We start from the raw sequence: 21,497 nt of genomic DNA, 5'->3' as shown, positions 1-21,497 counted from the left end.
CAGTCGCCAAATCAAGCAGCAATCCACTGCACATGTTTACCAAACAGTGCGCAGTCGGGCAAGCTGATATACGTATGCGAAACCGCAATTCTGATTCACTTCCCATGCGGACAGACCACCACCGATACGCGGAAGTCGTCATCTTCCGACGCAAGATCCTTCTCCAAGGCAACTGGATTCTTCAGTCGGAGATTCGGGTCATAAATGAAGCAAATCAAGTGCTTGCAGGTCGTTTCCTGGCGATAATATCGAGCGTCAATAATAAGCTGATCGGCAATGTGGCGCTGAGTCAGCCGATCACCGGTGTGCTTCACCTCAATGGCAAGTTGATGATCAGGCAACACGAAATCTATTCTGTTTTGATTGTCCGCATACGACGGAGTCCAGGGCTCCGCACGAACGTCCTCAAAAAATAACAGCAGGATCGCATGGAACGCGTCTTGGACGTCATACTCATCAACCATCGCGATGGTGGGTCTCGGGAGCCTTTTCTTTGTTCCGTCTTGCTTTACATCTTTTCGCCGCTTTTGAAGTTGCCGGGCGAACAGGGGAAAATTTCGGCATAGCTGTTCGACCAGCCGTGCTGCGTCACGATCAGTCGCGGGAACAATTGCAGTTTCATTAAGACGAGATCTAAGACGCCGTTCGATGCTTTCCTCCAAAGCGATCAACAGAAGCGTCGCGTCTGCGACATTCTTGAGGTCAAATTTTCCGACGGCGACATCGTTCAGAATCTTATCTTCGACCGCAATAACAAGATCGGAGTCGATTGATACTTCGACCGTGTTCTGCGTGTCCAGCCACTTAATGACAACTGCCATTTCAAAGGAAATTTGGTCGCCCAGTAGCCTTGGCAGTTCGTTGTTACCTTGCTCTAGAAGAATTTCCGCGAAACGATAGAGCAATCGAGATTTCGCGTCTTGGTTTGCCTTGGACAGGCAACTGCGAACCGTCTCGGTGAACGCAGAGAATAGCGAACCGGATGGATCGGCCAATAGCTTAATGCCGTAAGCGATACCCAGCACCTCGATTGGCCGAAATGTGAATGCTTGCCGATCGATGGGGAACAAGTCACGACTCAGAGCCGACTCGCAGGCTGCGGGCCAATCTTTCTGGTGGTTTCTCTCGTACGCTGGATCTATCGCCATGAGATAGCCGAAGCAGGCGAGTGACTGTGGATGCTTGAAACTTGTACCTTTGGGCCATAAGGGAAGCGACAGATTTGTCGCGGGCTGTCGAAGATTGAGCGAACGCAATAAAAGCGAAAACCCCGCTTCTGGATTTGGTAACTCGCAATTCTGCTCCACGAACGAGCGAAGCTCAGCGGCGGTTGTGGCGAGGCTCTGAGAGAGTCTTTCATGCATCAGAGAAACCACTTGCTGTTTCGGAGCTTCGTGTTCAGGACCGCTGGCGACCAGTCATCGACGGACTTCATCCGTGCGAGCAACTCAGCTATCAGCGATGAATACAGAATGGTGACGGGTTTTTCAGATGGCAGCGTTGATCTCCACGAAAGCGTCGTGAAGTTTAGGACTTGTTCAGAAAGGTAAGACAAATCACGGTAGGTCGATTGTTTGTGAAGGTGAATCAGTAGGGGTTTGGGCAGCGGCAAATTCGCACGTTTGACCATGTGTGGCCCAGTTGTTGTGACCAATCGGGTGTATTTCCCAACCTGTGCAGATAGCCCTCGTCGGGGCACGAACACTCCCTTCGTTTGATTGCGTTTGGTCACACCTCTCTGTGCCATGTCGAGCAGAGAAAACGAATGATCTAGCGATACGTTTAGGAAGGCGAACTCAATCGTTTGCTCACTGCCCACCTCTTTGACACTGGAGGCAATGATGTCAGCCACCTCAACGTTCTTCAACGGTTTGAATGCGTGAAAGACGATCCTCACGGTTTGCCCGGGTTGCCAATTGTTCCGTGTCTTTACTTCGCGAAGAACCGCGACTGTCGACTCGCGAAGTACGGCTGGATAGTCTTCGTATTTGCACTCTTTGGAAAGATTCGAGAGCAGGTAGTTTCCGTCACCACGAAAGACCGTCGTAATCCCTATATGACGCTGGCGTTTTTCAAAGCGGCTCCCTGACAATTCCGCATTTCCAATGCCTACGACCAATTCGTCATCGACGGTCTCGCCATGGTCAACAGTCCACGGAACGCCACCCATTTTTGCGTAGAGTGCAGTGGCAAGATTCCTGAATGTGAACTGAAGCGGGTATTCATCTGCCGTCAACGTGGAGACACGTGCTTCCTGAACGGGAATACCGTGCGACAGCAGAATAGATTTGGCAACCAAATATGGATTGTGGGCGTCGGGCAAACCCGCGTGCTCATCGAGAAGAATATTGAAGGCTGCGTCGAATTCACAATCCCGTGATAAGCGGTCTTCAATTGCTGCACGATATATTCTCGCAACCTCCGACTTTTCAGCACCCAGCAGTTTAACGGACAGCGGGAAGAATACTGGATTCGCGAGGTGGAAGGTGTCGGTGAATCCGTCATACCCACTCTTTTGACTTGAACCAAATCCGTCACGAAATTTCTTGAGGGCTTGGCTGATCTTGCCGGACACGGTGTCAGGGGTGACAAGCAATATTCGAGGCGATCGAGTTGGAAAACTCCCCCGATCGAACGGGCCAAATCTTGCCAGACCATCCCAGGCGTACTGATGCAATTTCGTCCGTGAACGATCGAATGAATACTTGCCCGGTGGTAGTTCGATGATGGTTTTGTAGCCTGGCTCGTTCGCTAAGCGAACTCGATCTCCGATCGTAACTTCGACTCCACCGTGCAACTTCACCGGACTCTTGACCTTTAAGAATGCCTCCATCTTCTGCAATTCTTGGTCAAACCCAGCTCCTCCGCACAGCTTGCCAAACTCGTTGTCGACTGCGTGAGAAAAGCCGTCGTATCGACTCCCAAGCAAGCGACGCAAACACACTGCAAACACTTCTTTCGATCCCTCGACCCTGACGTCCTCTGCGGGAACTTCAGTATCTTCGCCATACGATTCCTTTAATACGACAGAATTGCCGTGAATGCGATCGAAAGTTCCGATCAGGCGTCGTTGACCAGGCTCCGCGTTCGTTCGCACGAGGTGAATTCCCTGGAGTGGAATCCCCGCGTTAGACAAGTCAACAACGCTCGCAGTACAAATCCACCGAGTCGTCAGGTTGATCGCCAACATCAACTCCAACTCGTTCGGTCGAAGCTCAATCAACTTTGCCTCAAGTTCGTACTTCGGGCGTATTTCAAAACTGGACAACAACTGCGGCATTTCCCCTATGTTCCCTGCCGCGGAACCGACAAGTTCTTTGTTCTGAGCTAGAAACGTAAATGGGCGGTCGCGGACTGGATCGTATTGGTCGAAAACATCTCGCATCGCTTGATCGAGCATGCTCTTTACGAAACGAAGGCCGAGGTGATTCGAAAGTACCAGTAGAGTTTGGTCACCGATGCCTTCGGTAGCATTCTCGTCTTTCGCAAGTGAATAGAGGTGCCCTTCATGGAACATGGTGAACCACGAGTTGCCGAGCTTGCGCCTAGTTTCCTTTACCTGGACCGGAGAGATCGCGGACTTAAGTACGGTTAGTGACGCACCAGAGATCTCGGTCGAAAATCCGTTCAATTGAAGCATAGGAAGTGCGTTGTTGGGTGACGGTTGTCTCTTTAGCTACTCAGTTAACTTGGCGACCGCCTCGATCGCCTTTTCAAGTTCGGGAACAAGTGATTCCTTGGATTTAACGATCTCCTCTCGCAATGCTCCAATATGGGAGACGGCTTCGATACGTTCTTCGATGCTGCAATCGACTAGAGGCTTCCAGGCGATATCTTCCTCAAAGCCCTGGTAATGGAAGTAGTGTGCCGCATGACACAGTCGCCAACCACCTTTCAAACGAATCATTCCAATGTGCCAACTGTGCTCGCCAACTGTTCGTCCACCATCGAGTTCTTCGGCTGTGCGGTAGCAGTACTGTGTGTCGCGAGCGATCATCATTGCCTTCAATTCACCTTCTTGTTTTTCTATTCCAAGGTTCAGCTGTTCAAGGCGAGCAGTCAGCGCCTGATTAAGCTCATCGTTTCGTTCATCAATTGTCATTTCAGGTTTCTCCGGCATTTGGAAGGCTCCAACGTAGAAGCCATTGATGCGGTTAAAGGGCATGAGAAATCTCCAACATCCGCGAGCACGCCGCGGTTGCAGAAAGTGTGTGGGCCTTGGGGACACAAGAGAACCGTTCCCTCGTCGCCATCAAAGCAAAATCGTCGTCAAACGAACTGCATGCAGGCTTTCAACCCGGCGAGCAGAAGAACCGCCATCACAGCGGCGTGGGCATGGCGTCAACCAATCTCCACAATTTGAAATGTACGCATATGGAGCCGAAGGTCAATCCCTCAACGGTCTGCTCCGAATCTTTAGGCAGTGGTGGTGCGCGAGATGCCCATCTCCGCCGAAACGTGTGCAGCCATTCCCTGGCTGCGATTCCCTGCCAATCAGTCAGCTAGGTTTTTGATCCATTGGGCTTGGCGATCGCAAAATCGATCAGTGGATCGAGAAGTGAAAGCTTGCACTAATTACGAGCACGGCCGACTTGGCCCGTGGAGAACCCTTTAAACATGTCGCGGTTGTTGATTACCAGCAAGATTGGTTGCGGTACGCAATCGGTTGACTACCCCCTTGCGTGTAAACCGAGACCGGCATGTCAAACAGAGACTCAGAGAGTTCTCGGGGTTGTCTCTGGGGTGCGGGACGAACCAGGGTGGTTGGACTCGGCAGCCCGGACTCTCTCTGCGAAAGTGAGAACTTTGGGTTTGGGCGTCGCGGTGGCGAAAGACCGCGAAAAAGGGGGCCGAAACGAGAAACGCCCGCGGGTCATGCTGGACCAACGGGCGTTAACTGGTTCGCGAGAGTTTTCGCTTTTTTAAATTCAGCTCCCCCGGCAGGACTCGAACCTGCGACAAGGCGGTTAACAGCCGCCTGCTCTACCAACTGAGCTACAGGGGATTGCTTCGCTGAAAGGTCAAACGGTGGTTCGTTCTCTCAACGGGTCGCGGAGTTTACTTGGTCGGCTTTCCTACTGCAACCTCTGTTGCTCGGACGCCATTTTTTCCTTCTCGGTTCGCGACCGATGTCCGGTCAACTCCATTTTTTGCCTCGTAACGATCACGCAAACTTTAACCCCGCTCAAACCCAGAGGTCCCGGTCGAGATTGCGATAGTTGATCGCTTCGGCCAAGTGAATCTCGCTGATCTTGTCCTCCCCCGAGACGTCTGCGATCGTCCGGCAAACTCGCAAAATCTTGTCGTGCGCCCTCGCCGAAAGCCCCATCTCTTCGACGCTGTGACGCAGCATGTCACTACATGTCGAATCTAACTTGCAACACTCGCGAACTTGGCGACTGGTCATCTGCGCGTTGTAACGGACTCCGGTGCGGTCGCCGGAGAATCGTGCCGCCTGACGCTTCCGAGCCTGCTCGACCGCTTCCCGCATCTGAGCGCTCGTCGTTCCGCCGGTCACATTTCCCGACCCAGAGAGTTCTTCGAAAGGAACGGCGGGGACTTCAATTTGAATGTCAATCCGATCCATGAGCGGTCCCGAAATTCGGCTCATGTATTTCTCGACTTGTGGCGGGGTGCAATTGCAGGCCCGGCGCGGATCACTGCGATACCCGCACGGACAGGGGTTCGCCGCCGCGATCAGCATAAAATCACTGGGAAAGGTCGTCGAGCGCAGCGCCCGCGAGATCGTCACGACGCCATCCTCGAGCGGTTGGCGCATCACCTCGAGCGTTTTCCGATTGAATTCAGGGAGCTCGTCGAGAAACAAAATCCCGTTGTGAGCTTTACTGATCTCGCCAGGCGACGGCGGACTGCCTCCACCGACGAGCCCCGCGTCACTGATCGTATGATGGGGCGAACGAAACGGCCGACGGGCCAACAAAGGCTGCCCGCTCGGTAACTGACCGAGTGCCGAATAGATCCGCGTTGTCTCGATCGACTCCGGGGCACTTAGCGTCGGCAACACCGTCGGCACCCGCTTGGCCAACATCGTTTTCCCGCTGCCTGGGGGACCGATCATGATTAGATTGTGCGACCCGGCGGCGGCGAGCGTGATTGCTCGCTTGGCAGATTCTTGGCCGCGGACATCGCCAAAGTCGATCTCGTAAGCGCTATGCTCTTCGAATAGTTCTTCAAGGCGACTGGGGGCCGGAGCGAGATCGATTTCTCCGGCGAAAAACCCGACCGCTTGCGCCAAACTCTCCACCGGAATCACATCTAATCCCTCCACGACCGCCGCTTCGGCAGCGTTCGCGGCTGGCAACACCAAGCCGGCCAAACCTTCCGCTTTGGCCGCTTCGATCGCGATCGACAAGCAGCCTTTGACCGGACGAGTGTAGCCCTCCAAAGCAAGCTCGCCGATGATCGCGTAGTTTTCCAAGCGATCGGGGATCAGTTGACCGCTTCCGGCGAGCACCCCGAGGGCGACCGAAAGGTCAAACGAGGCGGCTTGTTTGGGAAGATCACCAGGCGCCAAATTAATCACGATGCGGTCGATCGGACGCGTAAAACCGCTGTTGACGATGGCTCGCTCGACACGGTGCGTTGACTCTTTGACGGCGGTGTCGGGAAGCCCGACGAGAATCGTTTTGGGCATCGCGGCGGGGGAAATGTCAACTTCCACATCCACCGGCATCGCTTCGATCCCCAGTAACGTGTACGTCTTGAGCCGTGCAAGCATGTCCTTGATCCCAGAAAAGTCTCCTTCGGCAGCACACCCGCAATGGTGACACGCATACCCTCCGAAAGCAACCGGCCGATGGGATGCGTTCGGTGCGTCCTGTTGCTGGCTGGGGAGATCACTAAGCAACGTCGATGCCATTTCTGAATTGCCAACGAGAGGCCATTGAGAGAATCCACCTTGCCCGGAGTCAAAGGTTCGCTCAAGAGAAGACTGTTTTTGGCTCGATGATCGAGTTAGGCTGGCTTAGCTGGAAACCGTTCTTTTCTTGGTGACCACCGGTTTCGGTCACGTTTCTCCTGGTTCGTTTGCACGCATGAATTTGCAATTTGACATTGTTAGCACTCCGATCGAGTGCGAGCGTTTGCGGGAATCGATTCGACTGGCGGCGGAACGGTTTGACGCGGGAGGGACTTCTGACGGAAGGCAGCCGGACGTCACGTCAAACGAATCGGATGGTCGCCTACGGCTGAGTCTGCGAGCGGGCGAAACGGCAAGCGACGATTGCGTCGATCTAGATGGACTGATCGAATTTCTGCGTCATTTGGCTACGGCGATTGAAGGAGAAACGGTCCGCTGGACCATCGGTCATCAACTTGAGTCGTCTTTGGGATCGTTTGATGAGCGGGGCGTCGGGACCGACCTAGCGATCGAGCTGTCGACCGCTTTCACCGTCGCCGAAACGCTGTCTGACATGATGGTCGATGGTGAGTACCAAGAGGATGCGTTTGCCGGCGACGACCCAGTGCTGCCCGAGGGCGTCGTGAGCTTGCAAGACGAAGACGATTGGAACTCACTGGAGTCCTTTGAAGAGACCTTTCAGCGGTTTCCGGAACTCGATTGAGCAATCGTGATTCGGCAGCGTCGCTATCAGTTTCGAGTGCGCGATCTCAAGAGTGCCGCGTCGGGTTGGAGAGACGCGAAAGACGCAAAGCCTCTCTGCATGGGCAAAGCCTTGGGGGTCATTGTCTTGGCGAACGAAAATTGCTTGCAGCCGTTTAAGATTTCTTATCAAAGACCAGCTTGGTGGTCGATTGACCGCTAGCATTTTCGAGTTCCCACGTCATGGCGTTTGCGGTGACCGTGACGGCGCCTTTGAGGACGATACCGTTGCCGCTGAGGACCAATTGGTTTTGGTCGAGGCGAAACGAACCGCGAGAAACCTGATTGTTGCTACCTTGAGAGTGCACGAGCACAAAGGAGCCTTCGTCGCCGAATCGGATCGCCCACGCTTGGGTAGCGGAAATCTTGGCGGACCAAGTACCGATCAAATTGATCGCCGAAGCTGCGGAATCTGAGATCGCCGAAGTGGGATGTTGAGCTGATGTGGTCGCCTGCTTTGATTTGCTTGCAGCGGCGGACGGTGCCGCTACCGACTTGGGTTGCGAAGCGATGGTCGCATTTTGAGTTGACGAAGGAGTGCCGGTCAATGCGATGTTTCCGATAGACTCGTCCCCGGCAGATTCGTCGCTGCTCGAATCGGTCACCGTCGACTCGTTGATGGACGATTCTGAAGAGGCGATCGATCGCAATTCTCGCCTGCCCTCCGCTAGCAAAGTCGCAGCTCGATTGATCGCGTTGAGATTCAGGGCCGGCGTTGCCAACGTAGAACTCAGCGTCAGCGTGTTGCCGCGGAAAGCGAGGTGAACATGATCGAAACGCTCTAGTTCGATCAGCGACGCTAGCAAATTCTTCCCCTTGATCAGTGACCGCGTAGTGGACTCGTTGAGCGGCAAACTGATTTCGAGTCTTTGGTCCTCCGCGTCGACTTGAAATAGCAACGTTGATTGCTGCACCTCATCGTCGGTGCCGTCGACATCGATGAGGTCACCGAGTTTGACGCGGACAGTTTGCGACTCAATTTCGCTAGCAATGTCACTCTTGCGGAGGAAGTTTGCTAGCGAGACCTCGCCAATGATCAGCGATTGCTTCGAAACCGTGGATTCGGACAAAGTTGGCGAGAGGTTCGCTTTTGATTCTGTAGCGGAGACGGTTTGCGACATCGAGATTGTGCTGAACAAATCCCCAGCCAGCCGAGAACCGCCACCCGGGGTCTGTCCCCGCTTTGGGCTCTGTCCCCCGACGGTGCTCTGTCCCCCGGTAGTGCTCTGTCCCCCGACGGTGCTCTGTCCCCAGAGCGGGCTGGTGACGGTGGATGCTAGCAATAGCGTTTGGAGGAGGCGGGTGACGTGACGTCGACGCATGGCTGGCGGTCTCGTGATCTCGGTGATGCGGCTGTGTGATCGGCGATCCCCATTCGGCGGGCTCGGCTGGGTGTCTAAGCGGAATCCCGAGGGCGTTGTGACAGTTTTTTTATGACTTCTTTCCGCTGACCAGCCGACGTCGATTGAGGGGAAATCGTGACCGCAAACACGAGCAAATCGCGAAATCTGGCGGTTCGTTATTAAGAAAACACTCATGCCAATGGCCCCCAAACGCCGATCGTTGCTGTCGAAGGCCGAGACTGAGCTTGCTGCGAGCAGCCAGCGGCCTACACTTACGCGGCGACGCCTACATACGGCCTCGCCCGCTTTGGTCTTTCCATTTCGGCAGAGGGATCATTTTTAGGGTTCGCCTAAGCCAACGAACGGCAAGTGCAGTAGCACGCTAAGGCTTACGCGTTTCTCCCAGCGGCTCCATTTTGCCGCCGACGGGCCAAAGCAATTGCCGGTTGACGAGTCGATGGATTTGTCAGCCGGCTTTTTTTTGGTCTGCATCCGCGATTGAGCATCAATTTCATTCGAGCATGAGTGCCTCCCCCGATCCTGATTCGACCGATAGCAACACCTCGGGAATCTCGTCGGGTCCCGACGATGTGGTCCGGGTTTCGCCCCACAGCCGTGTCCCACGCGGAGCCATCATTGCGGCATTCGGCGTCATGATTGCAGTCGGACTGGGTGTCTACGCACTTTTTCCTGACAGCGTTGGCGGACCGCCGCTGCCGGTGAATGTCATCGTCACCAAAGCGGCCGTCGAAACGACCAGCGGAAACTTGGCAGTGATGACAGACGTCGTGCAGATCACCAACGAACTGGACCAGCCGATCGGCAATTTGGCGATTGAAGTCAATGGCCAGTATTTGTTGATGCAAGCAAGCCCAATCCAGCCGAGCGAGACTCTGACGCTGCCCCTGAAAGTTTTCACCGATAAACGCAGCAGCCAACGATTTGATCCGAGCAGCGATCAAGTCACCGAAGTGATCGTGAGGGGACAGTTGCCCAGTAAAAAACGCGGTGTTTCCAAATTTGAATTTGGTGAAGCAACGAAGTAGCTGCCTGACTTGGGTATATCCGAAGGCGAGAGAGCCGCTTTTTAGAAAGCACGTTCGACGATTGGCACAGCGTTCGCGTCTTAGCGGTACCGAACGGGGTTTGACGAGTCTTTCGCCCTCTTTGGCTGAGCAATTCCGCAACAGGTGTTGCAAAATGCTACACCCGGTTATTCCGGAGGTTGTCAAACCAGAGGCGGCGAAAGACGTTTTTTTCGTAGAAACACGCCCGGACCGGAAATAGACTCTGGAGTTGAAGATGCTATTCCCAGTCCATACGCCGGGCTGATTCCTTTTCCTAGTCGCGTCTCAAGCTGCCGATTTGGCGTTTTGGCAGGTTTGACACTTAGCAAACAGAACGGTTGTTCCGATGAAGACACGCAGACGCCTGTTTTCAGCCACCGCGGAGAAATTTCAGATGCGAGCAGTCGCAGTTCACTCGACCCGATTGGCGAGCCGTTTTCGGCGGCTTGCCCCACTGGCCATCGCGATGATAGCGATGATGGCCCCTATTGTTTCTGCTGACGAAGCACAAATTCGGATTGTCAGCTTTCAGGCCTCGGAGGGTGATTCGTACTTTGCAGCATCGATTGTGCCGGCCGCGGATGACGCGTTGCTTTCGGCAGCTTCGAAAGCGGCGGCGGACGTGGTGGTCATCGTTGACACCTCCGCTAGTCAAGCGGGTGAATTCCGCCGCGAGTCGATGTCGGCACTCAAGTCCGTCCTCTCGAACGTGCGTGCGAGCGATCGCGTGAAAGTTTACGCCGCTGACGTCGACGCCGTCGAAATGTCATCGAGCTTCGCCGCCGCAAGCGATTCGGCGACCGAAAACGTGATGTCAAACTTGTCCCGCCGTTTGCCACTCGGCCATACCAACATGGTGGACGTGATCGAGTCGGTCCGTGGTAGTTTGCTAACCCAGCCTCACGCACACACCCGCTCAATCATTTATATCGGCGATGGCGCGTCGATCGACGCGACCGGTAACGAACAACGGTTCGCGGCGATGATCGATGCCCTGCGAGCCGATCACATCACCGTTCATAGCGTCGCCATCGGGCCCACCAAGAACGTCGAACTGATGGCGATCTTGGCGAACCAGACCGGCGGTGTTTTGGGAATTGTCGAAGCGTCCAGCGGCAACACCGCTGCGGCAATCGCACGGCAAGTCACTGAATCGGCTGTGCGTTCACCGATCTGGGTTGAAACACTGAAAGTCCCGGCATCGCTGCAATTGGTTCAAAGCAAACGAATTCCACCGTTGCGAGTCGACCGTGATTCGATCTTGCTCGGTTCAATGAAAGAACCCGTCAAAGAGGTCGCGATTTCACTGCAAGGCGTCACCCCGACCGCCAAGGTTTCGATCGAAGGCGACGCAAGCGTCGAAGCCGACCATCCCGACTTTGGTTTCCTGCCGGGCTTGGTTGAACGAGCCGAAATCAATGACGGTTTGACGTTGCCGACCGCCCACAGTGGACTATTGCGTCAGACGGCCGAACTGATGGCCGCCCAATCCAACGAATTGGTTCGCGCCGGTAAGCTGGCACTCAAACAAGGCAACAAGAAAGGTGCCAAAGCCGTCGCCGACATGGCCGTTCAAGCTGATCCGTCCAACGAAGAGGCAAAGTCGCTACAACGTTTGAGCGGAACGACATTGATCATCCAAAACGAATCGCCGTTCGGTGGCGATGACCTGTTTGGCGAAGCCGGCGGAGACGCCGCAGGCGATGCCGGGGCGTTGGACGATCTGTTCGGTCCCGACGCGAGCGAACCAGCGGCACCGGCTGACGACGCTCCCGCACCGGCAGGCGATGACTTGTTCGGTCCCGCCGATCCTGCACCAGCCGCGCCGGCTCCGACGGCACCGGCTCCTGCCGCTGCAGCCCCGCCTGCGGACGCCGCACCGATGGGACGACGTCCACAAGTGCCTCCAAACCGTACCATTGTCGGCGACGATGAGATCATCGAATCGGGTGGTGACCTACTGCGAAATGTCGAAGCAGCACGAACGGCTGCCGAAGGTCGTTTGCGTGCCGAGGTTCGCGGTGCACTGCGGATTGCCGAGCGGGCATTGCGATCGGATCCCACCGGAGTCGCCGGCCAACTGAAGTCGGTCCTGGCCCGCGTTCAGTCGCTACCGGACATCAATCCGAAGCTACGTCGCGAATTGGAAAGCCAACTGCAATCGGCGATCCAAGCGGCTAGCTCTGCCGAATCGCGTTTCATGGCTCAACAAGAAAACATCGTCGCGCAACAAGAAGCGGCCCGCGCGACGGCTCAGCTGTTGGAAAAGACATACCGACGCGAGGCGACACTACAAACGTTGTCACGCCAGATGAATGCGTTGATCGACGAAGGCCAATACGACAAGGCGGACGGCGAAGTCTCCTTGGAATTTGCGGCACTCGCCGGTGACTCGATCACCGAAGATTCCGTCGCCGGTCGTCACTTCACCGACCAACCTTTGGCACTGCAAGTTTACGATCGCGACCGTCGCTACAAAGAGATGCGTGAGCGTAACTTTGTCGATGCGTTCTCGTTGGTTTTGAAGAGCAACATCCCGTTCGTCGACGAGCCACCGGTGATGTATCCCGATGCCGACGTTTGGCGTGAACTGAGCGATCGCCGGTTGGCCGAGTACAGCTCGATCCAATTGGTCGGCGATAACGAAATGGAACAGTTGATCGAAAAGCGGTTGTCCGACGAAACGTCGCAAACGTTTATCGAGATCCCGCTTAGCGAAGCGATTCGTAAAATCGCCGACGACCACGAGATTCCGATCGTGATCGACCAGCGAGCACTCGAAGAGCTTGGTCTGGATGCCGAAATCGGAGTCAATATTGACCTCAAGAACGTGAGCCTGCGTTCCTTCCTGCGACTGATGCTTCGCGACTTGGATTTGACCTACTTGATCAAAGACGAAGTCATGCAGATCACGACCATTGAAGCCGCTGATGAAAACCTCGTGACGAAAGTCTATCCCGTTGGTGACCTCGTCGTACCGATCATTTCAGGCGGCGGTATGGGCGGCGGCATGGGTGGCGGCATGGGCGGCGGCATGGGTGGTATGGGCGGCGGCATGGGTGGTATGGGCGGCGGCATGGGTGGTATGGGCGGCGGCATGGGTGGCGGCGGTATGATGGGCGGTGGCGCCTTCGTCGTTCCCGATGACGTTGACCTGTCCGACAAAAATGCCAATCGCACTGTTGCCGAAGCCAATGGTGCTCAAGCCAGTGACTCCGAAGCCAGCGCGGGTCGACCGGCCCGTTTAACCGAGGAGCAACTCGCTTCGATCGAGCCGATCAAACTGGAAATCAAAGACGGCCAAACCCGCACGGAAGCTTGGGCGGAATATTTCGCCGGATTGGAAATCAATAGCGCCGTGGAATTGACGTTACTCGATCAACGGATCCGCCGTTCGGTCAGTCGCTATTCCTACAAAGCGGCGGCGGCGGATAAAGCCGGCGATCGCGACGCGGCGACTGAGTGGTTTGCCCAGTCGCGTGACCTGATTCAGGAAGCAATCCTAGCCGGGCACATCCAACCTTGGATGTACCACGCTTACGCGATCGCGCTGACCGCAACCGGTGCACCCGATACCGATGTCGAACGGGCGTTGTTGTCGGCGGTCGACTTTGCCGAAACACCTTCGGATATCTTGAACGTCGCCTCGCGATTGGAAGCCATTGGCTCCAACGCCGCGGCACTGCGTCTATGCAAACGAGTCGCCGATCTTGAACCGAATCGCCGAGAACCTTACGTCGTCGGGATGCGATTGGCCGAGGCGATGGACGACAACGACGCGATTGTCTGGGCATGCAGCGGAGTTCTTTCGCAAGCCTGGCCCGCCGACTTCGCTGATGTTGTGGACAAGGCAAAGTTACTAGCGCGGAGTACCTACGCCGAATTGATCGAAAACGGTGAAACCGAAAAGGCCGCCGCGTTCGGTGAGCAATTGAAACTCGCGTCCGCCCATGACGTCGTGATTCGTGTTTCCTGGACGGGCGATGCCGATATCGATTTGGCCGTCGAAGAACCCAGCGGCACCGTGTGCTCGTTGGAAAATCGATCGAGTGCCGGCGGCGGAACGCTGCTGGGTGACTCGTATCCCGGACAAGGTGAAAGCAAAGCCGGAACGATCTCCGAAACCTATGTTTGCCCACAGGGATTCAGCGGCCAGTATCGTCTGCTGGTTCGAAAGGTTTGGGGAGAAGTTTCGACCGGCCAAGCGACGGTCGAGATCGTCACCGACGCGGGGCGTCCAAGCCAAAAGTTTATTCGCGAAGAAATTCCGTTGACCGAGAAGGACGCCTTGTTCGTGTTCGACGTGAAGGAAGGCAAGCGAAAAGAGATGCTCGGTGAAGCACAATTGGCGCATCTGCGGGACGTCCAACGTGATCTTAATGATCAAATGCTCGGTCAATTTGCTGCACCATCGAATTCCAGCGAAGTGCTGCAAGAGTTGTTCAGTGACGTTAGTCGTTTCGGCGGCGGTGTCTCTGGCGGTGTAAATAACCCGTTCTTCGGCCGAGCTCCCGCGGTCGGGTTCCAACCTGAAATCACGCAGTTGCCCGAAGGGGCGAGTCTTTCGGGACTGGCGATCATCTCGGCAGACCGCCGCTACGTGCGAATCACCCCGTTCCCATTCTTTTCGCAAGTCGGCGACGTGACAACGTTTAACTTCGTCGACGGCGACACCGGTGGCGGTGGCGGAGGTGGCGTCGGCGGCGGTGCCGGTGGCCTAGGCGGAGGCGGTCTTGGCGGCGGTGCCGCTGGCGGCTTCGGCAACTAAGCCCCTTAACATCGCTGTACCTTCCCCCTCTTTCACCTGGGCGACAGCGATCATGAAATTCGTCAAATCGGCGTTCCGAAAGGGACGCCGATTTTTTTTGCGCCCCGCTGAAACTTGAGATGCGGCCCAGAGGTACATCGCGTAGCGACGGGTAGCGATTCCGACAGATCCCCACGCGATCACGTTCGCGTTGTTGCATCCTCGTGAAGAGTGAAAGGCGTCGAGATCTGTTTCATCGGGATCGATTGCCTCGCCATCGCAATATTGTTAGCTTGCCCCCTACCTAGCGTGTCAAAGGCGCACGTTCCAACCGAGTGTCGTGCGAATTCGCTTCGTATTCCATCGGTCTAGAATCCCCATCATCGAAAAGGACTACAACTGAACATGGGTTTGAAGACAAACAATTGGTTCGCCGCGACTCGACTGAAGTCGGCGGCCTCGGCGGCAATGCTGATGCTAGCATTAGTTGCCGCACCTGTAGCTCGCGCCCAAGGCACTCCGGCGACGCTGACCGATGGGACCCAGCCTGTCCTCGCCGTTTCGGTCGCTTCGATCAACAAGATGACCGCGGATGTCAACTACCTCACCGGCCTGGCAGGGCAGCCCGGTTATGGCGGCATGTTCGCGATGATGACCGGCATGTACGGTCAAGGTCTCGATACCAGTCGTCCGATCGGCGTGTTGGTTTCGTTGGCCGGCGGAATGCCCCAGCCAATCGTGGTGTTGCCGACCAGCGACATCCGTTCGATCCTGAAACGAATCGAAACTCAGACCGGGCCGGTAGACGAGTTAGAGGATGGTACGCTTGTCGTGACCGTCAATCGCAACACGTTTTTCATCAAGCAAAACGAAAATAATGCCGTTGCCGGGCCCAGCAAGGACGCCTTGCAACTGGTACCTGCCGACCCGAGCGGTTTCTTTGAGGGCATGGGCAAAGACTACAACGTCGCCGTGCGTCTACAAATTCAGCAGATCCCGATGGAACTTCGCAACGTCGCGATCGACTCGATGCGTCAAGGGTTTGAGCAAGCGATTGCCAACCAACCCGACAGCGAATCGACTCGCGAAGTGGCTGAAAATTCGATCGAGCAAATTGAGCAGTTGGTGCGTGAGGCTGATGAGATTTTCTTCGGTCTCAATATCGATCAAGAGGGTCGCCACGTCGGAATCGATGCTTCCTTCACTGCAATTCCGGGCAGTAAGTTGGCAGCCATGTACGGCGGACAGCAATCAATTCCGTCGCGGTTTGCGTCGGTGATTCGTGACGATGCCGCCGCCTACATCCACAGTGCGACCTCGGTCAGCCCCGAAGCGATCGCGCAAGCGAAGACCAGCTTGGGAAATGCCGCAACGATGATTCGAAGCGCGATGGCTGCCGACGGCAACCTGCCGCCTCAGCAAGCCGAAGAAATCGAGCGTTACATGAGCCGGTTCTTTGCGATCATCACCAAGTCGATCGAAGAAGGCAAAGGTGACTTTGGAATGATGGTCAACGCCGGCACCGATCAATTCAATGCCGTCCTTGGTTTCTTTGTCGCCGATGGATCCGAAGTCGCAACCTTGGCCAAGGAATTGGCAACCAAGGTTCCCGATACCGCAGACGCGCCGCGATTCACGTTCGACGCCGGCAAACACGGTGACGTGACGCTGCACCTAATCGAAGCCGATATCCCAGAACGGGAAGACGAAATTCGCAACATGTTTGGCGACGTGTTGAAAGTCCACATCGGAACCGCGCCCAAGGCGATCTATTTGGCAATCGGTCGTGATAGTGAGAGCGTCTTGAAGGACTTCATCGACTCGGGCAACACGAACGATAGCGGCAACCGCCCGTTGGGTCAGTTTAAGATGAAGTTGCTTCCGTTCCTCGAACTCGCCCGCTCGGTCGATCCGAGTGAAGCCGAAGAAATTGAATCGATCATCGCGACACTGAACGCTTCCGAAGACAAGGGAACCGTGACCATGGTGAGTGATTCGATCCAAAACGGATCGAAGATGAGCATCAAGGTCGGCGAGTCGCTGATCCAAGCGATCGGCGCCAGCATGACGCCGAAACAACCGGGCCAGTTCTGATCGTGTTGACAAGCTCCTCGCCCTTGAGCGGGTGGCTTAACGATCAACTTGCTTAACGAACACGCGAGTCGAGTCATCCTCGACTCGCGTTTTTTTCTGGTTGTCTGCGAGTCGGGCGCGGTAAGAATGCCTTGAATCAGGGCGTCGAACTGAATTACAACGCAGACCGATGATCTGCAATCGCTACTTCAATCCAATAATTCCAATGACCACCCATCCTCAACGCGGCCGACGTATCGCCTTTGTCTGCGGTGCAGCGATCATCCTTGTCGCGGGCGTCGCGTTCGCGTTTCGCTCGGGTCCCGAGGTACGGCAAGACGTCGTGCCGACATCGACCGAACTTCTCGAGGAGCTGGACAACGATCATCCGGACGGTTCGCCGACCCGAAAGTCATCGATGCGCGAGGTGTTAGAACTGGCCGAGTCGGCACTGCGACAGATGGAAGGTACGCTCAACGACTACACCGCAACGTTCGTCAAACAACAACGTAACGAAGCCGGTGAACTGAGCGAGCGGAATGAGATGGAAGTGAAAATCCAAACTCGGTTGCGGAACGAAACCAACGATGCCCCGATGCGGATTTATCTCAAGTTTATTGCGCCGGAATCAACTGCCGGGCGTGAGGTAATTTGGGGCAAAGATCTGTATGACGGATTGATGGCGGTGCATGAAACGTCAATGTTACTAAGTTGGAAAACGATCTGGTTGGAACCGACCGGGATGTTGGCAATGCAGGGGCAACGGTTTCCGATTTATGAAATCGGTTTGGTTCGGCTGACCGAACAGTTGCTCGAACGCGGCAAACAGGATTTAGACAATCCCGACGTCAACGTCACGATCACCAAAGGTCATGAATTCTTTGGGCGACAATGTGAGCTGATTCGCGCAACGCGTAGCAAACCCGGTGGCGGTGAAGACGATTTCTCACTCGCCGAAATTATCTTCGACCCCGATGCGATGCTGATTGTCAGCTATCGCAGTTTCGGTTGGCCGGAAAAGGAAGGCGATGAATTACCGCTCTTGGAATCTTACGAGTATCGCAATCTAAAGACCAATGTTGGTTTAACCGACGCGGATTTCGACGTCGAAAACGAAGCGTATCAGTATCCGTGATCGCGACCGAACCTCGGTCTAGTGCTTCGTCAACTAAGAAAGCCTACGACGCTACTCGACGATCTCGAGGTCTTCTTTCTTTTCGAGTTCGTCGAAGGCGTCATAGCCGATGTTGGAGTTGGCAACCCCCAACCACTTCAGGTTCGGTAACTGTGCCAGCTTTGCGAAGCCGTCATCGGTCATCATTTGATTGCCCGACAGATCCAATTTTGTGAGCTTTTTGAACTTCAAAATAGTATCGACCGCTTCGTCACCGAGTTCGGTGTCCCGCGCGTCCAAATCTGTCAATTCTGTCAAGCCGCCGAGTGCCTGCATCGCTTCATCGTTCAGTTTTGTCTCCCAAAAACCGACGTAGGTCAGTCCGGTCGCACCGGCTAGGTTTTTGAAACCCTCCGATTGAATTCGTCGGCATTCGCCGAGATCCAAATACGTCAACTTGGGATACTTGGCGATCCGGCCAAGGGCTTCGCCGGTGATCGATGTGTCGCGTAATTCCATGCGTTCAATCTTGGCACCGCTTCCCATCGCTTCGATGCCTTTGTCGGTAACGAAGCAGCCACGGATGCGAACTCGTTTGAGATCAGAGAGGTCTGCCAGATGTTTCATCCCCGCATCGGTGATCGATGAGTAATCCAGTTGCACTTGTTGCAGCGTCGAGATTTTTCCAAGTGACTCGAGCGTCGCGTCGGTCAAGCTGCGGCAAGCATTCGCATTGAATGATTTGAGCTTCAGGGCGGTGAGGTGTTCGACGGCGGTGTCGGTGATTTGAGTTTTTTCGAGTTGAACATCGACAAGCGATTTTAGGGCGACGACTTCTTTGACGCCTTCATCACCGACGGTCGTGTTACGCAGGTCGATCATGCGGAGTTTTTGCAGCGGCTTTAACTTCGCGAGGCCATCTTTGGTGACCGCGACACGACGTAGTTTCAGGACTTCTAACCCCGGAATCTTTGCGATCGGTTCGAGGGTTTTGTCGGTAATCGCCGAATCGGTAAAGTCGAGTCGTTTGAGTGTTTGAAGTTCCGAAAGAACTTCCATTCCCTTGTCGTCGATCCCGGGGCCACTGAACAAACCTTCTTGAACGTGATTCAGTCCGGCGAGAGCGGAGAACGACTCGCTGATATCTTTTTCACTCGCGATGCCGAAGGAAAGCACATTGCCCTGATCATCTTTTTCGAGATCGAATCCGACGTCTTCAAGCGTTTTAATGGCCGCGGCATCATCGGGTTTCGGAGCCGGCTTTTCGTCCGCAGTTGTTTCGGGACCTGCGGGCACGGCCGATTCAGGCTGGCCGGTCGACGCCGTGTCGGCTTGACGTTCGCATCCGCCGACGGCAGCGAATGACAGGGCAACGGCAAACACGATGGGGCCGCGTTTGCGATGAAAGATCGATCGGGTCATGAGTTTGATAGGGGTTGAGGTGGGAAGCGGATGCGGGGTCAGAATCTATTTTTTTCGGGGAATGACGCTATTTTCAAGAATTTTAGGGGGGGGGGAATCATGAAACTCTCGCTTTCGGTCGTGTGGTTTTCACCCTCCCCAGGGAACGCCCGACTTTTTGCCTTGACTGGTCATGTTGACAAATGATTAACAAGTTGACAACGAACTACAGCGTCAAAACGTTGTGATTTGCGATCCCGACGGTTATTCTTTCTAGGCTGCAAAGTGAACGTAATCGGTGCGGACTTCGTTTTTGGCCGGGCCGACGTTTCAGGCTCGCCAACGATTTGCGTAGACTCCCATCCACGCAACCACCCTCCTGACTCCTTCTGAGGAACTAATTGAATGACCAAGCAGACGAATCGTCGTACCTTCCTGGGGCAAACCGCAGCGGCGGGTGCCATTGGAGTGGGCTATTGGACCGGGACTTCGAAACAACTTCGGGCGCAGGATTCGGCACTTCAAGGTTTGAGCGCTGCCTGTATCGGAGTCGGCGGCAAAGGAAGTAGCGACGCCAGTCACATCGCCGAACACGGCGTCAATCTGGTTGGTTTGTGCGATGTCGATTCGATCTTCTTAGAAAAGAAGGCCTTGGATCATCCCGACGCTGAAAAGTTCTCGGACTTCCGCGAGATGCTGGAAAAGCTTGGTGATAAGGTCGACATCGTAACCGTCAGCACTCCGGACCACACGCATGCCGCCGCGGCCGTGCGAGCGATGCGAATGAAGAAACACGTTTACTGCCAAAAGCCACTGACGTGGTCAATTGGTGAAGCTCGCCTGATGCGAGACGTCGCCAAAGAAACCGGCGTCGTCACTCAAATGGGCAACCAGGGGACGAGCGAAGACGGCCTGCGTGAAGCCGTCGAGGTGATTCGTAGTGGCGCGATCGGTGACGTGAGCGAAGTCCACGTTTGGTCGAACCGTCCGGTCTGGCCGCAAGGCCAAGGACGTCCCGCGGGTGAAGATCCTGTGCCGGACACATTGAACTGGGATGCCTGGATCGGACCGGCACCGATGCGACCGTTCAAGAAGGCCGCCTATCACTCATTTAACTGGCGCGGTTGGGTCGACTTCGGCACCGGTGCACTTGGCGACATGGCTTGCCACACCACCAACATGCCCGTCATGGCGCTCAAGCTATGGGATCCGGTCGCCGTCACGGCGGTCAAGAATCCCGGCATCGTCGAGGGCGAAAGCTATCCGGCGAGTAGCTCAATCGTATTCGAATTCCCCGAACGCGAAGGACTGCCGGCTTGTAAGTTCCATTGGTATGACGGCGGCGAATTGCCCTCCGACGATTTGATCAGCCAACTGCCATCGCGTTACCAAAAGAAGATCGCCGAGCAACGCGCCGGCGGCAAGAAGAACAGCGGTGCGTTGGTGGTCGGCAGCGAGGGCATGTTGTTCAGCGAGAACGATTACGGCGCTCGCTACGTGTTGCTGCCGCGCGATCAATACGCCGACTACGAACTTCCCGAGCAAACGTTGCCACGAATTCCGTTCAAGGGCAACAATGATTTGCGTCAAAAGTGGGAGTTCGTCGCCTCGGTCAAAGGCGAATACGAACCCGGTACGATGTCAAACTTTGATTACGCCGGTCGCCTGACCGAAACGATCCTGGTTGGCAACTTGGCACTCCGCGCCGGCGAGGGCCAACGGATCGAATGGGATGCCGAGAACATCAAGAGCACGAACACTCCTGCGGTCAACGAGTTTATCTCGCGCGAGTATCGCGAAGGCTGGGAAATCTAATTCCCTGATCTGAACAGATTTCTGGTCTCAACCGATCAGACGACCAACCGAACGATCGCTCGTTAAACCAACGAGCGGTCGTTTTTTTGTGACGACACGGGTTTCAATCCTAACGAAGCAAGTAAATACGAGTCTTTGGATTGAAGCATCTGGATAACACCCTCCCGCTTGGAGAGTGAAATGACTTAATCCGAATCATTCGTGTTCAACTGCTTAGAAGCTAATTGAGATTCGTCGTCAAAGCGTTTAAGGCGTCGCGATTCGCTCCCTGGTGCAAGGCGGTGCGGCTATGATGTTTTGCATTCCCGCCTTTCGA

At 55.3% G+C, this 21,497-nt stretch carries 12 protein-coding genes and 1 tRNA gene; 6 read left to right on the top strand and 7 right to left on the bottom strand.

Annotated features, from left to right (window positions below; all coding sequences use genetic code 11):
• Positions 1-95: 95 nt before the first annotated feature.
• From FYC48_RS03585 to FYC48_RS03565, 5 genes are all read right to left on the bottom strand, one after another.
• Positions 96-1,148: a PD-(D/E)XK nuclease domain-containing protein gene (locus tag FYC48_RS03585; protein WP_149495283.1), complete on the bottom strand. Its 1,053-nt coding sequence runs from the start codon at positions 1,146-1,148 to the stop codon at positions 96-98.
• 215 nt (positions 1,149-1,363) lie between these two features.
• The gene (locus FYC48_RS03580) at positions 1,364-3,640 is read right to left on the bottom strand and encodes a Piwi domain-containing protein (RefSeq protein WP_149495282.1); all 2,277 of its coding nucleotides are present in this window, start codon (positions 3,638-3,640) and stop codon (positions 1,364-1,366) included.
• 36 nt (positions 3,641-3,676) lie between these two features.
• Positions 3,677-4,165, bottom strand: a complete 489-nt coding sequence (locus tag FYC48_RS03575) for a hypothetical protein (RefSeq protein WP_149495281.1) — start codon at positions 4,163-4,165, stop codon at positions 3,677-3,679.
• 767 nt (positions 4,166-4,932) lie between these two features.
• A tRNA-Asn gene (locus tag FYC48_RS03570) sits at positions 4,933-5,005 on the bottom strand.
• A 180-nt stretch (positions 5,006-5,185) separates the two neighbouring features.
• Entirely contained in the window at positions 5,186-6,880 is a 1,695-nt protein-coding gene (locus tag FYC48_RS03565; RefSeq protein ID WP_235034049.1) for a YifB family Mg chelatase-like AAA ATPase, read from the bottom strand.
• Positions 6,881-7,055: 175 nt separating this feature from the next.
• Between FYC48_RS03565 and FYC48_RS03560 the strand changes: the two genes are divergently transcribed.
• Positions 7,056-7,583, top strand: coding sequence for a hypothetical protein (locus FYC48_RS03560; protein ID WP_149495280.1), 528 nt, complete (start codon positions 7,056-7,058; stop codon positions 7,581-7,583).
• A gap of 154 nt (positions 7,584-7,737) precedes the next feature.
• Here FYC48_RS03560 and FYC48_RS03555 read toward each other — a convergent pair whose 3' ends face one another.
• The gene (locus FYC48_RS03555; protein WP_149495279.1) at positions 7,738-8,943 is read right to left on the bottom strand and encodes a hypothetical protein; all 1,206 of its coding nucleotides are present in this window, start codon (positions 8,941-8,943) and stop codon (positions 7,738-7,740) included.
• Between the two features lie 542 nt (positions 8,944-9,485).
• Here FYC48_RS03555 and FYC48_RS03550 point away from each other — a divergent pair.
• The 4 genes from FYC48_RS03550 to FYC48_RS03535 all read left to right on the top strand — a co-directional run bounded on the left by FYC48_RS03550 (position 9,486) and on the right by FYC48_RS03535 (position 17,986).
• The gene (locus tag FYC48_RS03550; protein ID WP_149495278.1) at positions 9,486-10,010 is read left to right on the top strand and encodes a hypothetical protein; all 525 of its coding nucleotides are present in this window, start codon (positions 9,486-9,488) and stop codon (positions 10,008-10,010) included.
• A 367-nt stretch (positions 10,011-10,377) separates the two neighbouring features.
• Positions 10,378-14,799 (top strand): vWA domain-containing protein, encoded by a 4,422-nt coding sequence (locus FYC48_RS03545; protein ID WP_149495277.1) that lies wholly within the window; start codon positions 10,378-10,380, stop codon positions 14,797-14,799.
• A 384-nt stretch (positions 14,800-15,183) separates the two neighbouring features.
• Complete coding sequence (locus FYC48_RS03540; protein WP_149495276.1) at positions 15,184-16,872, top strand: hypothetical protein; 1,689 nt, start codon at positions 15,184-15,186, stop codon at positions 16,870-16,872.
• A 205-nt stretch (positions 16,873-17,077) separates the two neighbouring features.
• On the top strand, positions 17,078-17,986 hold the full coding sequence (locus FYC48_RS03535; protein ID WP_160149304.1) for a DUF1571 domain-containing protein: 909 nt from the start codon (positions 17,078-17,080) through the stop codon (positions 17,984-17,986).
• A 51-nt stretch (positions 17,987-18,037) separates the two neighbouring features.
• Here FYC48_RS03535 and FYC48_RS03530 read toward each other — a convergent pair whose 3' ends face one another.
• The gene (locus FYC48_RS03530; protein ID WP_149495274.1) at positions 18,038-19,387 is read right to left on the bottom strand and encodes a leucine-rich repeat domain-containing protein; all 1,350 of its coding nucleotides are present in this window, start codon (positions 19,385-19,387) and stop codon (positions 18,038-18,040) included.
• A 384-nt stretch (positions 19,388-19,771) separates the two neighbouring features.
• Between FYC48_RS03530 and FYC48_RS03525 the strand changes: the two genes are divergently transcribed.
• Complete coding sequence (locus tag FYC48_RS03525) at positions 19,772-21,181, top strand: Gfo/Idh/MocA family protein (protein ID WP_149495273.1); 1,410 nt, start codon at positions 19,772-19,774, stop codon at positions 21,179-21,181.
• The last annotated feature ends 316 nt before the right edge of the window (positions 21,182-21,497 follow it).

The organism is Roseiconus lacunae (genome assembly GCF_008312935.1).
Lineage (GTDB): Bacteria > Planctomycetota > Planctomycetia > Pirellulales > Pirellulaceae > Stieleria > Stieleria lacunae.
The sequence above is the reverse complement of the archived record's forward strand: the minus strand, read 5'-3'. Positions and strand labels throughout refer to the sequence as shown.

Bases quoted from the DNA above. Each gene is read 5' to 3' on its own strand.
- FYC48_RS03585 (WP_149495283.1), bottom strand. From the start codon at position 1,148: ATGGCGATAGATCCAGCGTACGAGAGAAACCACCAGAAAGATTGGCCC.
- FYC48_RS03580 (WP_149495282.1), bottom strand. From the start codon at position 3,640: ATGCTTCAATTGAACGGATTTTCGACCGAGATCTCTGGTGCGTCACTA.
- FYC48_RS03575 (WP_149495281.1), bottom strand. From the start codon at position 4,165: ATGCCCTTTAACCGCATCAATGGCTTCTACGTTGGAGCCTTCCAAATG.
- FYC48_RS03565 (WP_235034049.1), bottom strand. From the start codon at position 6,880: ATGGCATCGACGTTGCTTAGTGATCTCCCCAGCCAGCAACAGGACGCA.
- FYC48_RS03560 (WP_149495280.1), top strand. From the start codon at position 7,056: ATGAATTTGCAATTTGACATTGTTAGCACTCCGATCGAGTGCGAGCGT.
- FYC48_RS03555 (WP_149495279.1), bottom strand. From the start codon at position 8,943: ATGCGTCGACGTCACGTCACCCGCCTCCTCCAAACGCTATTGCTAGCA.
- FYC48_RS03550 (WP_149495278.1), top strand. From the start codon at position 9,486: ATGAGTGCCTCCCCCGATCCTGATTCGACCGATAGCAACACCTCGGGA.
- FYC48_RS03545 (WP_149495277.1), top strand. From the start codon at position 10,378: ATGAAGACACGCAGACGCCTGTTTTCAGCCACCGCGGAGAAATTTCAG.
- FYC48_RS03540 (WP_149495276.1), top strand. From the start codon at position 15,184: ATGGGTTTGAAGACAAACAATTGGTTCGCCGCGACTCGACTGAAGTCG.
- FYC48_RS03535 (WP_160149304.1), top strand. From the start codon at position 17,078: ATGACCACCCATCCTCAACGCGGCCGACGTATCGCCTTTGTCTGCGGT.
- FYC48_RS03530 (WP_149495274.1), bottom strand. From the start codon at position 19,387: ATGACCCGATCGATCTTTCATCGCAAACGCGGCCCCATCGTGTTTGCC.
- FYC48_RS03525 (WP_149495273.1), top strand. From the start codon at position 19,772: ATGACCAAGCAGACGAATCGTCGTACCTTCCTGGGGCAAACCGCAGCG.